Raw genomic sequence first — 18,094 nt, 5'->3', positions numbered from 1 at the left:
TACCTGTCGCCAATAGCTATGGAGCAAAAAGCGGCATAAGCACCGTAAACGGTGTCCGGGATTGCTTGACCAGTTCAAGTCGGCTCCTACGGGGCGAGTTCTTGCATGCGCTGCAGTACTGCATTGAGGCCATTGCTGCGCGAGGGGGAGAGCTGCCGGCCCAGTCCCAGTTGATTGAACCATTGCGGCAAATCGACCTGCTTCAATTCGCTCGCCGGCAGGCCATTGACACGCGCCAGCAGCAACGCCACCAACCCGCGAATCAACCGCGCATCACTGCTCGCGGCAAACTGCCAGTGGCCGTCCTGCAGCGAGCCCACCAACCACACCTGGCTTTCACAGCCATGCACGCGGTTGGCGTCGACTTTGTCCTCATCGCCGAGTGCAGGCAGGCGGTCGCCCCACTGCATCAACAGGCGCGCGCGTTGTTCCCAGCCTGCGGCTTCCTGGAAGGTGGCCAGCGCCGTGACGGCGTCCGCTGGCAGGCTCATCGCAGCAACTCCAGGGCCTGGTCCAGGGCTTCAAAGAACCGCTCAAGATCATCGGAGTCGTTGTACAGCGCCAACGACACCCGGATCGCGCCGGCCAGTTCAAGACTCTTCAGCAACGGCATGGCGCAGTGATGACCAGCGCGCACGGCAATCCCCTGTTCGGTCAGCAGGTGCGCCAGATCCGAGTTATGCACACCCTCGACCACAAAGCTGGCCAGGGCCAGTTGCGGTTTGCCCAGCAGGCGAATGCCGTTGCGGGCTTGCAGGCCCTTGAGCAAATAGTCGTGCAGGGCGGCTTCATGGGCCGACACGGCTTCCTGATCCAGACCTGCCAGATAATCCAGGGTGGCGCCGAGCCCGATGACGCTGGCGATCGGCGGTGTTCCGGCTTCGAAACCCAGGGGCGCGGGACGAAAACGAGCGTCGTGATAATTGGCATCGAGCACCATCTCGCCGCCGTATTGCCAGTGGCGCAGGTGTGCCAGTGCTTCATGCCGGCCAAACAGCACACCGAGGCCATCCGGTCCGTACAGCTTGTGGCTGGAAAACACATAGAAGTCGCAACCCAGGGCCTGCACGTCGTGGCGACCGTGAACGATCCCTTGGGCGCCATCGACTACGGTGATGGCGCCGTGGCTCCGTGCCAGGGCCAACAGGGCGGGTAACGGTTGCCAGGCTCCCAGCACGTTGGAGAGCTGGCTGACAGCCAGCAGGCGAGTGCTCGGGCCGATGAGCAGGGCGGCGGCGTCCAGGTCGATGAGGCCGTCGGTGTCCAGTGGCAGGATCACCAGCTTCAGCTTGTGGCGATGGGCCAATTGCTGCCATGGCAGCAGGTTGGCGTGATGCTCCAGGGCGCTGATAACGATCTCGTCGCCCGGCTGGAATGAGTGCTCCAGGCCATAGGCCAGGAGATTCAACGCGGAGGTGGCGCCGTGGGTGAAGATGATCTGCCCGCTATCGCCGGCATTCAGCCATTGTCCGGCTTTGCGGCGGCTGTCCTCGAATGCCTGGGTCGCGTGGGCGCCGGGCAGGTGTTGTGCCCGATGCACGTTGGCGGCGCCGTTGGCGTAGTAGTGCGCCAGAGCATCCAGCAGGGCTTGGGGTTTTTGCGTGGTGGCGGCGTTGTCCAGATAAGTCTGGTCTTGCCGTTGCAGTGCGGCGATGGCCGGGAAGTCGGCGCGCCACGGGGAGGGGATCATCATGCAAATGGGCCCTGCAAAACATGGGCGGGAAAATGCCAAACCCGTTGTAGGAGCGAGCTTGCTCGCGATGGGACGTCAACGATAACTCGGGCTACTTTAATAACCGCGTTGTCGGAGCGATTTTCGCGAGCGAGCTCGCTCCTACAGAATTGACTGTGCACCTGTAGGAGCGAGCTTGCTCGCGATGGACGTCAACGATAACTCTGGCTACTTGAATAACCGCGTTGTCGTAGCGATTTTCGCGAGCGAGCTCGCTCCTACAGGTTAATGGCGCAGTTTAGTTGTGAGCGTGCAGCGCTTCGTTCAGTTCGATGGCCGATTTGTGGGTCTTGCATTCCACGGCACCGGTTTCCGAGTTGCGACGGAACAGCAGGTCGGATTGACCGGCCAGTTCACGGGCCTTGACCACTTTCACCAGCTGGTTTTTCTCGTCCAGCAGCGCAACCTTGGTGCCAGCGGTCACGTACAGGCCAGACTCAACGGTGTTGCGATCGCCCAGTGGAATGCCGATACCGGCATTGGCGCCGATCAGGCAGCCTTCGCCTACCTTGATCACGATGTTGCCGCCGCCCGACAGGGTGCCCATGGTGGAGCAACCGCCGCCCAGGTCCGAGCCCTTGCCAACGAATACGCCTGCCGAGACACGACCTTCGATCATGCCTGGGCCTTCGGTGCCGGCGTTGAAGTTGACAAAACCTTCGTGCATCACAGTGGTGCCTTCACCGACATAAGCGCCCAGGCGCAGGCGGGCCGCATCGGCGATACGCACGCCAGCCGGTACGACGTAGTCGGTCATCTTCGGGAATTTGTCTACCGAGAACACTTCCAGCAGCTCGCCGCGCAGACGGGCTTCGAGTTGCAGTTCGGCCAGTTCACTCAGGTCGATTGCGCCCTGGCTGGTCCAGGCTACGTTCGGCAGCAGCGGGAAGATCCCGGCCAGGTTCAGGCCATGGGGCTTGACCAAACGATGGGACAACAGGTGCAGCTTGAGGTACGCCTCTGGGGTAGAAGTCAGTTGCGCGTCTTCGGCCAGCAGGGTGGCGACCAGCGGCTTGTGGCTTTCGGCCAGTCGGGTCAGCAACTTGCCTTGTACCGCGTCGATGCCCTTCACGGCTTCAGCCAGTTGCGCAGCCTGCGCGGTGGTGAAGGTGATGGCCTGGTTGCCTTCGCTGTAAGCGAGAATTGGCGCGACGGCAGCCACCAGTTCGGCCGACGGATTCAACAGCGGCTGAGGATAAAACACTTCCAGCCATGCGCCTTGACGATTCTGGGTGCCGACGCCGAAAGCGATGCTGAACAGGGAATTGGACATGTAAATACCTCTAACAAAATTGAACGGGCTGGCTTACTTGAGCGCTGCCGCGTAAATATCTGGCTTGAAGCCAATCAGGGTTCGGTCACCGAGATCGAGCACAGGGCGCTTGATCATCGAGGGTTGCGCGAGCATCAATTCGATGGCTTTCGATTGGTCGAGATCGGCTTTGCGTTCGTCTTCGAGTTTGCGAAAGGTCGTGCCTGCGCGGTTCAACACCACTTGCCAGCCGTGCTCGTTACACCACTGGGTCAGGTGTTCACGGTCAATTCCGGCCGTTTTGTAATCGTGGAAGTCGTAGCTGACAGCGTGTTCATCAAGCCAGGTGCGCGCCTTTTTCATGGTGTCGCAAGCTTTGATGCCGAAAAGGTGCAAGGTTTTACTTGAAACGGTCAAGGAATTGCCCCCTTTACAGGTGCTGGAAAAAAAGGTGAAGGATTATGCCATGACCTTGCGGTTAGCGCGTAAACCTGTGGGAGTGAGGCAGTTTGATACCCGCGATGCGACATAGGTGTAACGGCCAGCCCGCAGTCTAAACCGCTAATATGGCACTTCAATGCTGTCGATTGCCTGGGAAAACGCTTTATGCAAACCGCCTACACCGTCCTGATCCTGCTGATGCTGGTCAGTGTATCCCGTCTGGTAGGGCGGGTTATCCCGCTGCCCTTGCCGCTGGTGCAGATTTGCGCCGGAGCCCTGCTGGCCTGGCCGACGCTGGGGTTGCATGTGGCACTGGACCCTGAATTGTTTCTATTTCTGTTTTTGCCGCCTTTGTTGTTTTCCGATGGCTGGCGGATGCCCAAGCGCGAGCTATGGCGCCTGCGGGGGCCGATCCTGACGCTGGCAGTGGGCCTGGTGTTGTTCACTGTGGTGGGCGCCGGTTATTTCATTCATTGGTTATTGCCAAGCATTCCCTTGCCGGTGGCGTTCGCGCTGGCGGCAGTCTTGTCGCCTACGGATGCCGTGGCGGTGTCGGCGATTTCGCAGAACAGGCTGCCGACGCCATTGATGCACATGTTGCAGGGCGAGGCACTGATGAACGACGCCTCAGGCCTGGTGACGTTCAAATTTGCCTTGGCTGCCGCTGTCACCGGCGTGTTCTCCCTGGCCAATGCGAGCCTGACATTCGTCCTGGTAGCGGTCGGCGGGCTGGCGGTCGGGGTTGCGCTGAGCTGGCTGGTCGGGCGCCTGCGCTCCTGGATGATCGCGCGCGGCTGGGATGACCCCGCGACCCACGTGGTGTTTATGCTGTTGCTGCCCTTCGCCGCCTACGTACTGGCCGAGCGCCTGGGAGCATCGGGCATCCTGTCGGCGGTGGCGGCAGGGATGATGCAGAGTTGGCTCGACCTGCTGCCGCGCCAGACCAGTACCCGACTGCTCAATCGCAGCGTCTGGTCGCTGCTGGAGTTCGCTTTCAACGGTTTGATTTTCCTGCTGCTGGGCTTGCAGCTGCCGGACATCATCAAGGCAGTTGCCAGTCATGAAACCTCGTTGTGGCCGACCTTGCTCTACCGCTGCCTGGATGTGCTGGCAATCTTTCTGGTGCTGTTGGTGTTGCGGTTCGTGTGGGTGCAAAGCATCTGGCGCTTGTCAGGCCTGCTGCGCCGCTGGCGCGGCAAGGTTGAAATGACGCAGGTTCCGACTGCGCGCTCGTGCTGGTTACTGACCGTTGGCGGCGTACGCGGGGCGGTGACGCTGGCGGGTGTGTTGTCGGTGCCGATGTTGATGGGTGGCGTGGCATTCCCCGAGCGTGACTTGCTGATATTCATCGCGGCCGGGGTGATCCTGCTGTCACTGATTGCGGCGTGTATTGCGCTGCCGTTGCTCCTGCGTGGCATCGAAAAAAGCCCCGACGACAAGCGGCGCAATGAAGTGCGTGAGGCCTGGCGCAAGACCGCCGAGGCGGCAATTCATGCGCTCGAAGCCGAAGAAGCCAAGCCGCAGGACGCGGCGCAGGCAGCACTCGCCGCCGAGCTCAAGGCGCGGATCATGTCCGAATACCGGCATCAGCTGGAGGTGTTCAACGATTCGGCGGAAGCCCAGGCACTGGCGTTTCAGATGGACCTGCTGGAGCGGCGCATGCGCTTGAAAGCATTGCGGGCGCAGCGACTGGAACTGTATAGCCTCAGCCGTCATCACCAGATTGGCGATGACGTACTGCGTGAGGTGTTGGCGGAGCTGGATTTGAGCGAGGCCAATTTGGGGCAGGTGAAGTAATGGTGACCCGCCCGGTAGGAGCTGCCGAAGGCTGCGATCTTTTGACTTTCAGCGTCCTTGAAGACGCCAAAAGATCGCAGCCTTCGGCAGCTCCTACCGGGGGGGGCGGCGCTTAGCTGCGGCGTTGGATGAACGCGCGGATACGTTCAGCGGCCTCGACGCACTCGGCCAGCGGCGCAACCAGTGCCAGGCGCACGCGCCCAGCCCCGGGGTTGAACCCGTCGACTTCGCGGGACAGGTAGGAGCCCGGCACCACCGTCACATGTTCTTCCGCGTACAGGTCGCGGCAAAACGCCTCGTCATCACCTTCAACGTTCGGCCACAGGTAGAAACCGCCGTCCGGACGCTGCACGTCCAGCACCGGGCTGAGGATTGCCAGCACGGCGTCGTATTTCTCGCGGTACAGGTCGCGGTTGGCGCGCACGTGCACTTCGTCATTCCATGCGGCCACGCTGGCCAGCTGAGTCTGCACAGGCATCGCACAGCCGTGGTAGGTGCGATACAGCAAAAAGCCCTTGAGGATGTCGGCGTCACCGGCCACGAAGCCCGAGCGCAGGCCTGGCAGGTTGGAACGCTTGGACAGGCTGTGAAACACCACGCAGCGCTTGAAGTCCTGGCGACCCAGTTCCACGCAGGCGCTGAGCAGGCCGGCGGGTGGGGTCTGTTCGTCGAAGTACAACTCGCTGTAGCACTCGTCGGCGGCGATAACGAAGTCGTATTCGTCGGCCAGGGCGATCAGCTTTTTCAGGGTTTCGACTGGAATCAGTGCGCCAGTGGGGTTGCCCGGCGAGCACAGAAACAGGATCTGGCAGCGTTTCCAGATATCCGGCGAAACTGCGTCGAAGTCCGGATTGAAGCCATTGGCATCAAGGCACGGCAGATAGTGCGGCTTGGCGCCTGCCAGGAACGCCGCACCTTCGTAGATCTGGTAGAACGGGTTAGGGCTGACCACCAGCGCGTCATTGGCACGATTGACCACCGTCTGGGTGAAAGCGAACAGCGCTTCTCGAGTGCCGTTGACCGGCAGCACGTTGCGCGCCGGGTCGAGCCAGCCGTTAGGAACGCTGAAGCGTCGTTCGCACCAGGCAGCGATGGCTTCGCGCAATGCGGCAATGCCGAGGGTGGTCGGGTACACGGCCATCTGATCCAGATTGCTTGCCAGTGCTTCAGCAACAAAGGCGGGCGAGCGGTGCTTGGGCTCGCCGATGGACAGGGCGATAGCGCGCTTGTCCGGGTTTGGCGTGACGCTGCCGAGCAGGGCGCGGAGCTTCTCGAACGGGTAGGGCTGCAACTGGGTCAGGGCGTTGTTCATGGGGGCCTCATTCAATGTAGGAGTGAGCCTGCTCGCGATAGCGTTGTGTCAGTCATTGGCGATGTTGAATGGACGGACGCCATCGCGAGCAGGCTCGCTCCCACAGGGGGGGATAATTCAGATAGTGAGTCGCGACAGCTTTATTTCGGATTCCTGGTTGACGGTCAATTGCTCGACGATCGCATCCTGCAAGCGGCTGCACAGCAACGGGTCGGACAAAGGCTGATTGTTCGCATCGGTGATGAAGAACACGTCTTCCACGCGCTCGCCCAGGGTGGCGATTTTCGCGTTCTGCAATGACAGGTCGAACTCGAGGAAGATGGTCCCGATGCGTGCCAGCAGGCCCGGGCGGTCCGGGGCGCTGAGTTCCAGCACGGTCACCGGGCGCTGGGCGTCGTTGTGGATCGTCACCTGGGGCGCGAACGCGAAATGCTTGAGCTGGCGCGGTACCCGGCGCTGAATGATGGTCGGGTAGTCGTCCGGGTTGCGCAGCGCCTCGGTCAGGCCTTCGCGGATCTGCTTGACCCGGGTCGGGTTGTCGCCAATCGAGTCGCCATCTGTATCGAGCACGATGTAGGTGTCGAGGGTGAACTGGCTGCTCGAGGTGATGACCCTTGCGTCGTGGATGTTCAGGTTGAGCTGGTCCATTGCCGCCACGGTCACGGCAAAAAAGTCGTGCTGGTCGGGGGCATAGATGAAGATCTGGGTACCGCCCTCGAATTCGCGCTGTGTGGTTTCCTTGATCAGCACCAGTGGCCCGCCGTCAGCCGGCTGCTGGAGGATCGCGTCGCTGTGCCAGGCCACGTCGCCAGCGGTGTGGCGCAGGAAGTAGTCATCCCCCAGTTGCGCCCATAGCTGCTCGACGTCGTCCGGATCGGTCCCGCCGCGTACCAGGATGTCCAGGGCAGCACTTTGGGTCTGGCGAATCTGCTCCTCGCGGTCCACCGGGTTTTCCAGGCCGCGGCGCAGGGCCCGCTTGGTCTCGGTGTAGAGCTGGCGCAGCAGGCTGGCGCGCCAGGAGTTCCACAGCGTCGGGTTGGTGGCGTTGATGTCCGCCACGGTCAGCACGTATAGATAGTCGAGATGGGTTTCGTCTCCGATGATCTGCGCGAAGTCATGGATCACTTGCGGGTCCGACAGGTCCTTGCGCTGGGCAGTGGTCGACATCACCAGGTGATTCTGCACCAGCCAGACGATCAGGCGGCTGTCCCACACCGGCAACTGGTGGCGCTGGCAGAACGCCTCGGCATCGACTGCGCCGATTTCCGAGTGGTCGCCGTGCCGGCCTTTGCCGATATCGTGATACAGGCCGGCCAGGTAGATCAATTCAGGTTTGGGCAGCTTGGCCATGAGCTTGCTGGCCAGCGGGAATTTCTCTGACACCTGGGTGTACTGCAGCTTACGCAAGTGCTTGATCAGATTCAGGGTGTGGGCGTCGACCGTATAGATGTGGAACAGGTCGTGCTGCATTTGCCCGACGATAAAGCCGAACTCAGGCAGGTAGCGCCCGAGGATGCCGTAGCGGTTCATTCGGCGCAGGTTGCGATGAATGCCGATCTTGCACTTGAACAGCTCGATGAACAGGCTGGTGTTGCGAATGTCGTTGCGAAACTCATCGTCGATCAGGTGACGGTGCTCGCGCAGCAGGCGAATGGTATCGGCGCGCACGCCCTTGATTTCCGGCTGCTGGGCCATCAAAACAAAGATTTCCAGCATGGCGAACGGGGTGCGGCGGAACACGTTATCGTTGCGCGCCTCGATGTAGCCGTCGTGCAACTGGAACCGCGAGTTGATCGGCTGTGGCGGCGCTTCGTCATCCGGGGCGAGGATGACTTCCTCGAAATGCTGGATGATCAGGTCGCTGAGCTGGGCGATGCTCATGACCACCCGGTAGTACTGCTGCATGAAGTTTTCGATGGCTTGCTTGGCATCATCGCCTTCAAAACCCAGCAGCCCGGCAATCGTGCGCTGGTGATCGAACAGCAGGCGGTCTTCGGAGCGACCGGCGAGCATGTGCAGGGCGTAGCGCACCTTCCACAGGAACTCCTGGGACGAGGCCAGCAGGGCATTTTCGCTTTCAACCAGGAAGCCTTCGCCTGCCAGCGCCCGCAGGTTCAAGGTGCCGTACTCGCGCCGGGCCACCCACAGAATCGTCTGGATGTCCCGCAGGCCGCCGGGCGAGCCTTTGACGTTGGGTTCCAGGTTGTATTCGGTGTCGTTGTACTTGTGGTGGCGGGCCTTCTGTTCAGCGCGCTTGGCCAGGAAGAAGTCTTTGCTGGGCCACATGTGCGCGGTGCTGGTGACGTCGAGCATGCGCTGGCGAAGACGCTCGGGGCCACTGATGGTGCGGCTTTCCATCAGGTTGGTGACAACCGTCAGATCGGCGCGGGCTTCAATGGCGCATTCGTCCACCGAGCGAACGCTTTGGCCGACTTCCAGGCCAATGTCCCACAGCAGCGTAAGAAAGCGCTCGATGGAATCGCGGAAAACTTCGTGATCGGCGCTGTCCAGCAGGACCAGCAGGTCGATGTCGGAATAAGGGTGCAGCTCGCCGCGACCGTAGCCGCCGACCGCCACCAGTGCGATGTCGGCGTCTTCGCTCCAGTCGAATTGTTCCCAGGCCTTTTGCAGGATGTTATCGACGAACCAGGCGCGATCCTCGATCAGGCGCCGAATGTCGCGGCCGCTGCGAAAGCGCCCGTCGAGCACTTCGCGGGCCTGGCGAATGGCCTTCTTGAAGGCGGCAATGGGGCTCGCCTTCAGGGCCAGTTCAGCCTGGAACTGGCCGCGGTCGAAGAGTTCTGGATCCACCTGCGGCATCGATTGGCTTTCCTTTCTATGGACGGGGAGCTGCGCGGGTTGAATCAGGCCGAAACGCGAGGGATGGTGTCATCGGCGCGCAGGGTGAAAATCTCGTAGCCAGTCTCGGTCACGACCAGGGTGTGTTCCCATTGCGCGGAGAGCTTGCGGTCCTTGGTAATGGCAGTCCAGCCGTCGCCCAGCACCTTGGTGTCGGCCTTGCCCTGGTTGATCATAGGCTCAATGGTGAAGGTCATGCCCGCCTTGAGCTCCATGCCGGTGCCGGCACGACCGTAGTGCAGGATCTGCGGCTCTTCGTGAAACACTTTGCCGATGCCGTGGCCGCAGAACTCGCGAACCACCGAAAAACCGTTCTTTTCAGCGTGCTTCTGGATCACTTCGCCAATGTCGCCCAGGCGGCAGCCCGGTTTGACGATTTCGATAGCCTTGTACATGCATTCCTGGGTGACCTGGGACAAACGCTCGGCCCAGACCGGTACGGTGCCGACGTGGAACATGCGGCTGGTGTCGCCGTGATAGCCGTCCTTGATCACGGTCACGTCGATGTTCAACGTGTCGCCATTCTTCAATGGTTTCTCGTTGGGAATGCCATGGCAGACCACATGGTTGATCGAGGTGCAGATTGACTTCGGGTAGCCTTTATAATTCAGCGGCGCAGGAATGGCCTGTTGCACATTGACGATGTAGTCATGGCAAATGCGGTCCAGTTCTTCGGTGGTGACACCCGGTTTGACATGTTCGGCGATCATTTCCAGCACATCGGCGGCCAGTTTGCCGGCGACACGCATTTTTGCGATGTCCTCTGGTGTCTTGAGGTTGACGGTCATACAGGCTCTCTCTGCGCTCGATGGCGCTTCACTAAGTCAAGATGGGCGGTGCGCAAACGATCTTCGCCGCCCTGAAAAACGCGATTCTACCAGACGATCAGTGCAAATCTGAGGCTCTGTGCATTGCTTCCTCATATAGATGGGCGCATTCCAGGGGGATTCCAAGGGCGCGGATAAAGGCGTGCGTCAGGAATTGAGAATCCGGGTTCCGTTTTTGCGAGTCTTATGGTATAAAATGCGCCGCTTTCCGGGGATACCCCGAAAGGCTTAAATCCACACACGTGTCGACACGATGACCTGGGTGCCTTCAGCTGATGCTGCTGGTTGGTCATTGGGATACGTGGAGGCCAAACCCGACTTATTAAGGAACTATCATGTCCCAAGTCAACATGCGCGATATGCTGAAGGCCGGTGTGCACTTCGGTCACCAGACCCGTTACTGGAACCCGAAAATGGGTAAGTACATTTTCGGCGCGCGTAACAAGATTCACATTATCAACCTTGAAAAAACCCTGCCAATGTTCAACGAAGCTCTGACTTTCGTAGAGCGCCTGGCCCAGGGCAAAAACAAGATTCTGTTCGTCGGCACCAAGCGTTCCGCTGGCAAGATCGTTGCTGAAGAAGCAGCACGTTGCGGTTCGCCGTACGTCGATCACCGCTGGTTGGGCGGCATGCTGACCAACTTCAAAACCATCCGTGCTTCCATCAAGCGTCTGCGTGACCTTGAAGTGCAAGCCGAAGACGGTACTTTCGCCAAGCTGACCAAGAAAGAAGCGCTGATGCGCACTCGCGATCTTGAGAAGCTCGATCGTTCCCTGGGTGGTATCAAGGACATGGGCGGTCTGCCAGACGCTCTGTTCGTTATCGACGTTGATCACGAGCGCATCGCGATCACCGAAGCCAACAAGCTGGGTATCCCGGTTATCGGCGTAGTCGATACCAACAGCAGCCCGGAAGGCGTTGACTACATCATCCCAGGCAACGATGACGCAATCCGCGCTATCCAGCTGTACATGGGTTCGATGGCTGACGCTGTAATCCGTGGCCGCAACCACGTTGCTGGTGGTACCGAGCAGTTCGTTGAAGAAGCTCCGGTAGCTGCAGCTGAGTAATTGACGCCTTGGCGTTGACTCAGTAAGCAAAAAGGGGGCTTGGCCCCCTTTTTGCCACCTCGAAAACCATTTGTGTGCAGCGCAGTTGCAGCCTTGTAATGTGCAGCCGCTATCAAATAAGGCTTCGGGAAGAATTGAACGCCCGTTTGCTCGGGTGGAATGGTTGAAAACCTATCCAAGAGGATTTTGAAATGGCAGAGATTACTGCAGCGTTGGTCAAAGAACTGCGCGAGCGCACCGGCGAAGGCATGATGGATTGCAAAAAGGCCTTGACCAAGGCCGGCGGCGACATCGAAAAAGCCATTGATGACATGCGTGCTTCGGGCGCCATCAAGGCTGCCAAGAAAGCAGGCAACGTAGCTGCTGAAGGCGCTATCGCTCTGAAAGAAGACGGTAAGTCCGCCGTTCTGCTGGAAGTGAACTCGCAGACCGACTTCCTGGCTTTGCAGGACGACTTCAAGGCATTTGTCGCATCCAGCGTTGAAAAAGCGTTCGCTGACAAACTGACTGACGTTGCTCCGCTGATCGAAGCTCAAGAAGCTGATCGCCTGGTACTGGTCGGCAAGGTTGGCGAAAACGTCAACATCCGTCGCCTGGCTCGCGTTGAAGGTGATGTTGTTGGTGGCTACCTGCACGGCAACAAAATCGGTGTTGCGGTTGTTCTGAAAGGCGGCGACGTTGAGCTGGCTAAAGACATCGCGATGCACGTAGCTGCGACCAACCCTGAATTCCTGCTGCCATCGGAAGTTTCGGCTGAAGCGGTAGAGCGTGAGAAGGGCGTGTTCCTGACCCTGAACGCTGACAAGATCGCCGGCAAGCCGGAGAACATTGTTGAAAACATGGTCAAAGGCCGTATCAGCAAGTTCCTGGCTGAAGCGAGCCTGGTTGAGCAGGCGTTCGTCAAGAACCCTGAAATCAAGGTTGGCGAACTGGCCAAGAAAGCCGGTGCTGAAATCGTTTCCTTCACCTACTTCAAGGTAGGCGAAGGCATCGAGAAGCCGGTCGACAACTTCGCTGAAGAAGTTGCTGCCCAGCTGGCCGCCGCCAAGCAATAAGACAGTTTTCAACTGTCGCCCTGAAGAGGCTGCCCGCTCACGCGCGCAGCCTCTTTTCAGATGGGGGGCCAAATTTTTAATTGGTTTCCCTTTGGAACTGGCTTACAAAGCCATGTTCCGATGGCGCTGAAGCAGCGCCAAGCTAGAGTGAACGCCAGCTGTAAACAGCTCGCAAAGAATTTTTAAAATACGCCGCAGGAGAGATTCGCAATGGCTCAGCAGGGCAGTGGTTATCAGGCTCGCTATAAACGCATTCTACTCAAGCTTAGCGGCGAGGCCCTGATGGGCTCGGAAGAGTTCGGGATCGATCCGAAAGTTCTGGATCGCATGGCACTGGAAGTCGGCCAGCTGGTTGGCATCGGTGTGCAGGTCGGTCTGGTGATCGGCGGTGGCAACCTGTTCCGCGGTGCAGCGCTGAGCGCAGCCGGCATGGATCGGGTAACTGGCGACCACATGGGCATGCTGGCCACTGTGATGAACGCCTTGGCCATGCGCGACGCGCTGGAACGTGCCAATATCTCGGCCATCGTGATGTCGGCTATTTCCATGGTAGGTGTGACTGATCATTATGATCGTCGCAAGGCCATGCGCCACCTGAACGCCAAGGAAGTGGTTATTTTCGCGGCCGGTACCGGCAATCCGTTCTTTACCACGGATTCGGCGGCATGCTTGCGTGCTATCGAAATCGATGCCGATGTCGTGCTCAAGGCGACCAAGGTCGATGGCGTCTACACTGCCGACCCATTCAAAGACCCGCATGCCGAGAAGTTCGATCATCTGACTTACGATGAAGTGCTGGATCGCAAGCTGGGTGTAATGGATCTGACAGCCATTTGCCTGTGCCGCGACCACAAGATGCCATTGCGCGTCTTTAACATGAACAAGCCCGGCGCCCTGCTGAATATCGTGCATGGCGGCGCTGAAGGGACCCTGATCGAGGAAGGCCAACAATGATCAACGAAATCAAGAAAGACGCTCAAGCGCGCATGCAGAAATCCCTGGAGTCTCTGTCCCACGCGTTTGGACAGATTCGTACCGGCAAGGCTCACCCGAGCATTCTGGGCAGCGTGATGGTGCCTTACTACGGTACCGACACCCCGTTGAGCGGCGTCGCCAACGTGACCGTCAAAGACTCCCGTACCCTGCAGGTCGTGGCGTTCGAGCGCAACATGCTCGCCGCAGTCGACAAGGCCATCCAGAGCGCCGGTTTGAACCTCAATCCGACCAACCTGGGCGAGCTGCTGCTGATCTCCATGCCGGCACTGACCGAGGAAACCCGCAAGGGCTTCACCAAGCAGGCTCGCAGTGCTGCGGAAGACGCTCGTGTTGCCGTGCGCAACATTCGTCGCGATGCGCTTGGCGACCTGAAGAAGCTGGTGAAGGACAAGGAAATCAGCGAAGACGAAGAACGTCGTGCCGCTGCCGATATCCAGAAGCTCACCGACAAGGCTGAGGCGGATATCGACGCTGCGACCAAGCAGAAAGAAGCGGACCTGATGGCCGTATAAGGGTCGCGTTTTCATGGAAAAGACTAAGCAGACTGCGCCCTTCGCGGTGCCGCGCCATGTCGCGATTATCATGGATGGTAACAACCGCTGGGCGAAAAAGCGCTTTTTGCCCGGTGTCGCCGGTCATAAGGCCGGCGTCGATGCGGTGCGTGCCGTGATCGAGGTGTGTGCCGAGGCCGGGGTCGAGGTATTGACCCTGTTCGCGTTCTCCAGCGAAAACTGGCAGCGCCCGGCCGATGAGGTCAGTGCCTTGATGGAGTTGTTCTTCAAGGCGCTGCGTCGCGAGGCCAAGCGCCTGAACGACAACAACATCAGTTTGCGCATCATTGGCGACCGTTCGCGCTTCCATCCCGAACTCCAGGCCGCCATGCGCGAGGCTGAAGCCATGACGGTGGGCGCCAATCGCCTGGTCTTGCAGATCGCCGCCAATTACGGTGGTCAGTGGGACATCGCTCAAGCCGCGCAACGCCTGGCTCGTGAAGTCCAGGCCGGGCATCTGCGTCCGGAGGACATCACGCCGGAGCTGCTGCAGACCTGTCTGTCGACGGGTGACCTGCCGCTGCCGGACCTGTGCATCCGCACCGGTGGCGAGCACCGCATCAGCAACTTCCTGCTGTGGCAGCTGGCTTACGCCGAATTGTACTTCTCCGACCTGTTCTGGCCGGACTTCAAACACGACGCCATGCGCAAAGCGCTGGCCGATTTCGCTTCGCGCCAGCGCCGCTTCGGTAAAACGAGCGAGCAGGTCGAAGCTGGAGCCCGGGCTTAATGCTTAAACAACGAATCATCACTGCACTGATCCTGCTGCCGATCGCCCTTTGCGGCTTTTTCCTGCTGGAAGGCTCCGGCTTTGCGCTGTTCATTGGCCTGGTCGTAACCCTGGGCGCATGGGAGTGGGCTCGCCTGGCGGGCTTTACCGCCCAGCCAGTTCGTGTCGGCTACGCGCTGGCCGTCGCGGTTATGCTGTTTTTCATGCATATATTGCCCGGGCTCGCGCCTTGGGTCCTGGGCGCTGCGGTGCTGTGGTGGGGCGTTGCAACCTATTTGGTGCTGACGTACCCGCGTTCGAGCGGTCATTGGTCGAGCGCCGCCTGCAAGCTGGTGATCGGCCTGCTGGTTCTCCTTCCGGCCTGGCAAGGCCTGATCCTGATCAAGCAGGAGCCTCTGGGCAACTGGCTGATCATGGCGGTGATGGTGCTGGTGTGGGGCGCGGATATCGGGGCTTATTTCTCCGGTCGAGCCTTTGGCAAGCGCAAGTTGGCGCCGCAGGTCAGTCCTGGCAAGAGCTGGGAAGGGGTCTACGGCGGCCTGGCGCTGGCGCTGGTCATTACGTTTTTCGTCGGGCTGGTTCGCGACTGGACGGTTGCAGAACTGCTCAAGGGCTTGATCGGTGCGGCGGTGATCGTATTCATCTCGGTGGTGGGCGACCTCACTGAGAGCATGTTCAAGCGCCAGTCCGGGATCAAGGACAGCAGTAACCTGCTGCCAGGTCACGGTGGGGTGCTGGATCGGATCGACAGCCTGACCGCGGCCATCCCGGTGTTTGCGGTGCTGTTGTGGATGGCGGCACCGTGAGTCGCCCACAGCAGATTACCGTGCTGGGGGCTACGGGCTCGATTGGCCTGAGCACCCTTGACGTCATTGCCCGGCACCCGGATCGCTTCCAGGTGTTTGCCCTCAGCGGGTTCACTCGTCTGAGCGAGCTGCTGGCCTTGTGTGTGCGCCATGCGCCAAGGTTTGCCGTGGTGCCTGAAGTCAACGCCGGTCGACGCCTGCAGGAAGAGTTGCGCGCGGCCGGCCTGTCGACGCAGGTATTGGTCGGCGAAGAGGGCTTGTGCCAGGTCGCAGCCGATCCGCAAGTGGATGCGGTGATGGCTGCCATCGTCGGAGCGGCAGGCTTGCGCCCGACCCTGGCGGCGGTCGAGGCCGGCAAAAAGATCCTGCTGGCTAACAAGGAAGCGCTGGTAATGTCCGGCGCCTTGTTCATGCAGGCGGTGCGCAAGAGCGGCTCGGCACTGTTGCCAATCGACAGTGAGCACAATGCGATCTTCCAATGCATGCCGCGGGATTTCGCCCAGGGCCTGGGTTCGGTCGGGGTTCGTCGTATTTTGCTCACGGCCTCCGGTGGTCCGTTCCGCCAGACGCCGCTGGCTGAGCTTCAACACGTGACGCCAGAGCAGGCCTGCGCTCATCCTAACTGGTCCATGGGGCGCAAGATTTCGGTCGATTCGGCCAGCATGATGAACAAGGGGCTTGAGCTGATCGAAGCCTGCTGGCTGTTCGACGCCAAGCCGTCCCAGGTCGAGGTGGTGATCCACTCGCAAAGTGTCATACATTCCCTGGTCGATTACATAGACGGTTCGGTGTTGGCGCAGTTGGGCAATCCCGATATGCGTACGCCGATCGCCAACGCCCTGGCCTGGCCGGAGCGCATTGACTCGGGTGTGGCGCCGCTGGACCTGTTCGCGATCGCTCGCCTGGACTTCCAGGCGCCTGATGAGGAGCGTTTCCCCTGCCTGCGCCTGGCGCGTCAGGCGGCCGAGGCCGGCAACAGTGCACCGGCCATGCTCAATGCAGCAAATGAGGTGGCGGTAGCCGCGTTTCTCGACGGAAGGATTCGTTATCTGGAAATCGCGAGTATTATCGAACAAGTGTTGAATCTTGAGCCGGTGGTTGCGGTGGAGGATCTCGATGCCGTATTTACGGCAGACGCCAAGGCTCGTGAACTGGCCGGGCAATGGCTGAGTCGCCACGGGCGCTGACACGTGTTGCAATGCGCAAGCCCATGCAGCACTGGATAGGATTGCGGAGAGAATAGATGAGCGCGCTTTACATGATTGTCGGCACCCTGATTGCGTTGGGCGTGCTGGTCACCTTCCACGAGTTCGGCCATTTCTGGGTCGCGCGTCGCTGTGGGGTTAAAGTGCTGCGTTTCTCCGTAGGCTTCGGCATGCCGTTGCTGCGTTGGCACGACAGGCAGGGTACCGAGTTCGTGGTCGCCGCCATTCCGTTGGGCGGCTACGTGAAGATGCTGGACGAGCGCGAAGGCGAAGTGCCGGTCGATCAGCTGGATCAGTCTTTCAATCGCAAGTCCGTACGCCAGCGTATCGCCATCGTGTCCGCGGGCCCGATCGCCAACTTCCTGCTGGCGATGTTTTTCTTCTGGGTGCTCGCCATGCTGGGCAGCGACCAGGTGCGCCCGGTCATCGGTGGTGTCGAGCCCGCCAGCATCGCGGCCAAGGCCGGGCTGACGGCGGGCCAGGAAATTGTTGCAATAGATGGCGAGCCGACTTCCGGCTGGGCCGCGGTTAACCTGCAGCTGGTTCGCAGGTTGGGCGAAAGCGGCGCGTTGCAGCTGGTTGTACGGGATCCGGGTTCCACCAGCGATACCCCGCGCGAGCTGGTGCTGGATAAGTGGCTCAAAGGCGCAGATGAGCCCGATCCGATTCGTTCGCTGGGCATTCGACCGTGGCGCCCGGCTCTGCCGCCGGTGTTGGCCGAACTCGACCCGAAAGGCCCGGCACAGGCTGCCGGCCTGAAGACGGGCGACCGTTTGCTGGCCCTCGATGGCAAGGCCCTCGACGACTGGCAACAAGTGGTGGATACGGTTCGCCTGCGCCCTGACAGCAAGATCGTGTTGCGGGTCGAGCGTGATGGGGCTCCAATCGACGTTCCAGTGACCCTGGCAGCTCGCGGCGAGAGCAAGGCGCCCAGCGGATACCTGGGGGCCGGGGTAAAAGCAGTCGATTGGCCACCAGAGATGATTCGCGAGATCAGTTACGGTCCGGTCGCGGCAATCGGGGAAGGGGCTCGACGTACCTGGACCATGAGCATTCTGACCCTCGATTCGCTCAAGAAAATGTTGTTCGGCGAGCTCTCGGTAAAAAACTTGAGTGGACCGATAACCATTGCTAAAGTGGCGGGCGCTTCTGCCCAGTCGGGTGTCGCTGATTTCCTGAATTTCCTTGCTTATCTGAGTATTAGCCTGGGCGTTCTGAATTTGTTGCCCATTCCAGTACTGGATGGGGGGCATTTGTTGTTTTATCTGATCGAGTGGGTGCGTGGTCGCCCCTTGTCGGATCGGGTGCAGGGTTGGGGGATACAGATCGGTATCAGTTTGGTGGTCGGGGTGATGTTACTTGCCCTGGTCAATGATTTGGGCCGTCTGTAACACTTCGCTGAATTGCGAATCTGCCGCATTTTGCGGCAGTTTGTTTATTGCCAGTTGGAATAAGAAA

16 protein-coding genes are annotated in these 18,094 nt (G+C 60.1%); 9 read left to right on the top strand and 7 right to left on the bottom strand.

Annotated elements, in window-relative coordinates:
• Positions 1-86: 86 nt before the first annotated feature.
• The 4 genes from AAEZ05_RS26055 to AAEZ05_RS26040 all read right to left on the bottom strand — a co-directional run bounded on the left by AAEZ05_RS26055 (position 87) and on the right by AAEZ05_RS26040 (position 3,347).
• Complete coding sequence (locus AAEZ05_RS26055; RefSeq protein ID WP_045060122.1) at positions 87-491, bottom strand: SufE family protein; 405 nt, start codon at positions 489-491, stop codon at positions 87-89.
• A complete protein-coding gene (locus AAEZ05_RS26050; protein WP_045060123.1) occupies positions 488-1,693 on the bottom strand; it encodes an aminotransferase class V-fold PLP-dependent enzyme in 1,206 nt (401 codons plus the stop codon). Before AAEZ05_RS26050 ends, AAEZ05_RS26055 begins: the two co-directional genes overlap by 4 nt.
• Positions 1,694-1,970: 277 nt before the next feature.
• Positions 1,971-3,005, bottom strand: coding sequence for a 2,3,4,5-tetrahydropyridine-2,6-dicarboxylate N-succinyltransferase (gene dapD / locus AAEZ05_RS26045; protein ID WP_045060124.1), 1,035 nt, complete (start codon positions 3,003-3,005; stop codon positions 1,971-1,973).
• Positions 3,006-3,038: 33 nt separating this feature from the next.
• Positions 3,039-3,347, bottom strand: a complete 309-nt coding sequence (locus AAEZ05_RS26040) for an arsenate reductase (protein ID WP_236695863.1) — start codon at positions 3,345-3,347, stop codon at positions 3,039-3,041.
• A 243-nt stretch (positions 3,348-3,590) separates the two neighbouring features.
• On the opposite strand from AAEZ05_RS26040, the gene AAEZ05_RS26035 reads away from it, so the two are divergent.
• Positions 3,591-5,222: a Na+/H+ antiporter gene (locus AAEZ05_RS26035; RefSeq protein WP_045060126.1), complete on the top strand. Its 1,632-nt coding sequence runs from the start codon at positions 3,591-3,593 to the stop codon at positions 5,220-5,222.
• A gap of 112 nt (positions 5,223-5,334) precedes the next feature.
• Here the strand turns inward: AAEZ05_RS26035 and dapC are convergent, their stop codons facing one another.
• The 3 genes from dapC to map form a co-directional block, all read right to left on the bottom strand.
• Positions 5,335-6,534 carry a succinyldiaminopimelate transaminase gene (gene dapC, locus AAEZ05_RS26030; protein ID WP_045060127.1) on the bottom strand — a complete coding sequence of 400 codons (1,200 nt, stop codon included), beginning with the start codon at positions 6,532-6,534 and terminating at the stop codon, positions 5,335-5,337.
• 117 nt (positions 6,535-6,651) lie between these two features.
• Positions 6,652-9,354: a [protein-PII] uridylyltransferase gene (locus tag AAEZ05_RS26025; protein WP_045060128.1), complete on the bottom strand. Its 2,703-nt coding sequence runs from the start codon at positions 9,352-9,354 to the stop codon at positions 6,652-6,654.
• A gap of 44 nt (positions 9,355-9,398) precedes the next feature.
• Positions 9,399-10,181 carry a type I methionyl aminopeptidase gene (gene map / locus AAEZ05_RS26020; RefSeq protein WP_045060129.1) on the bottom strand — a complete coding sequence of 261 codons (783 nt, stop codon included), beginning with the start codon at positions 10,179-10,181 and terminating at the stop codon, positions 9,399-9,401.
• A gap of 374 nt (positions 10,182-10,555) precedes the next feature.
• Between map and rpsB the strand changes: the two genes are divergently transcribed.
• The 8 genes from rpsB (at position 10,556) to rseP (ending at position 18,027) form a co-directional block, all read left to right on the top strand.
• Entirely contained in the window at positions 10,556-11,293 is a 738-nt protein-coding gene (rpsB, locus tag AAEZ05_RS26015) for a 30S ribosomal protein S2 (RefSeq protein ID WP_003219330.1), read from the top strand.
• Positions 11,294-11,484: 191 nt separating this feature from the next.
• Positions 11,485-12,348 carry a translation elongation factor Ts gene (gene tsf / locus AAEZ05_RS26010; RefSeq protein WP_028622556.1) on the top strand — a complete coding sequence of 288 codons (864 nt, stop codon included), beginning with the start codon at positions 11,485-11,487 and terminating at the stop codon, positions 12,346-12,348.
• A gap of 210 nt (positions 12,349-12,558) precedes the next feature.
• A complete protein-coding gene (gene pyrH / locus AAEZ05_RS26005; RefSeq protein ID WP_003172271.1) occupies positions 12,559-13,302 on the top strand; it encodes a UMP kinase in 744 nt (247 codons plus the stop codon).
• A complete protein-coding gene (frr, locus tag AAEZ05_RS26000) occupies positions 13,299-13,856 on the top strand; it encodes a ribosome recycling factor (RefSeq protein ID WP_045060130.1) in 558 nt (185 codons plus the stop codon). The genes pyrH and frr overlap by 4 nt, the downstream gene beginning before the upstream one ends.
• 13 nt (positions 13,857-13,869) lie before the next feature.
• The gene (gene uppS / locus AAEZ05_RS25995; RefSeq protein ID WP_045060131.1) at positions 13,870-14,625 is read left to right on the top strand and encodes a polyprenyl diphosphate synthase; all 756 of its coding nucleotides are present in this window, start codon (positions 13,870-13,872) and stop codon (positions 14,623-14,625) included.
• Positions 14,625-15,431 (top strand): phosphatidate cytidylyltransferase, encoded by an 807-nt coding sequence (locus AAEZ05_RS25990; RefSeq protein WP_045060132.1) that lies wholly within the window; start codon positions 14,625-14,627, stop codon positions 15,429-15,431. Before uppS ends, AAEZ05_RS25990 begins: the two co-directional genes overlap by 1 nt.
• The gene (ispC, locus tag AAEZ05_RS25985) at positions 15,428-16,618 is read left to right on the top strand and encodes a 1-deoxy-D-xylulose-5-phosphate reductoisomerase (RefSeq protein ID WP_350649453.1); all 1,191 of its coding nucleotides are present in this window, start codon (positions 15,428-15,430) and stop codon (positions 16,616-16,618) included. The genes AAEZ05_RS25990 and ispC overlap by 4 nt, the downstream gene beginning before the upstream one ends.
• 56 nt (positions 16,619-16,674) lie before the next feature.
• Positions 16,675-18,027: a sigma E protease regulator RseP gene (rseP, locus tag AAEZ05_RS25980; RefSeq protein WP_045060133.1), complete on the top strand. Its 1,353-nt coding sequence runs from the start codon at positions 16,675-16,677 to the stop codon at positions 18,025-18,027.
• The last annotated feature ends 67 nt before the right edge of the window (positions 18,028-18,094 follow it).

The sequence above is a fragment of the Pseudomonas sp. HY13-MNA-CIBAN-0226 genome, assembly GCF_040310305.1.
GTDB classification, from domain to species: Bacteria; Pseudomonadota; Gammaproteobacteria; order Pseudomonadales; family Pseudomonadaceae; genus Aquipseudomonas; species Aquipseudomonas gregormendelii.
Note: the sequence above shows the minus strand (reverse complement) of the source record. Positions and strands in the feature narration are given on the sequence as shown.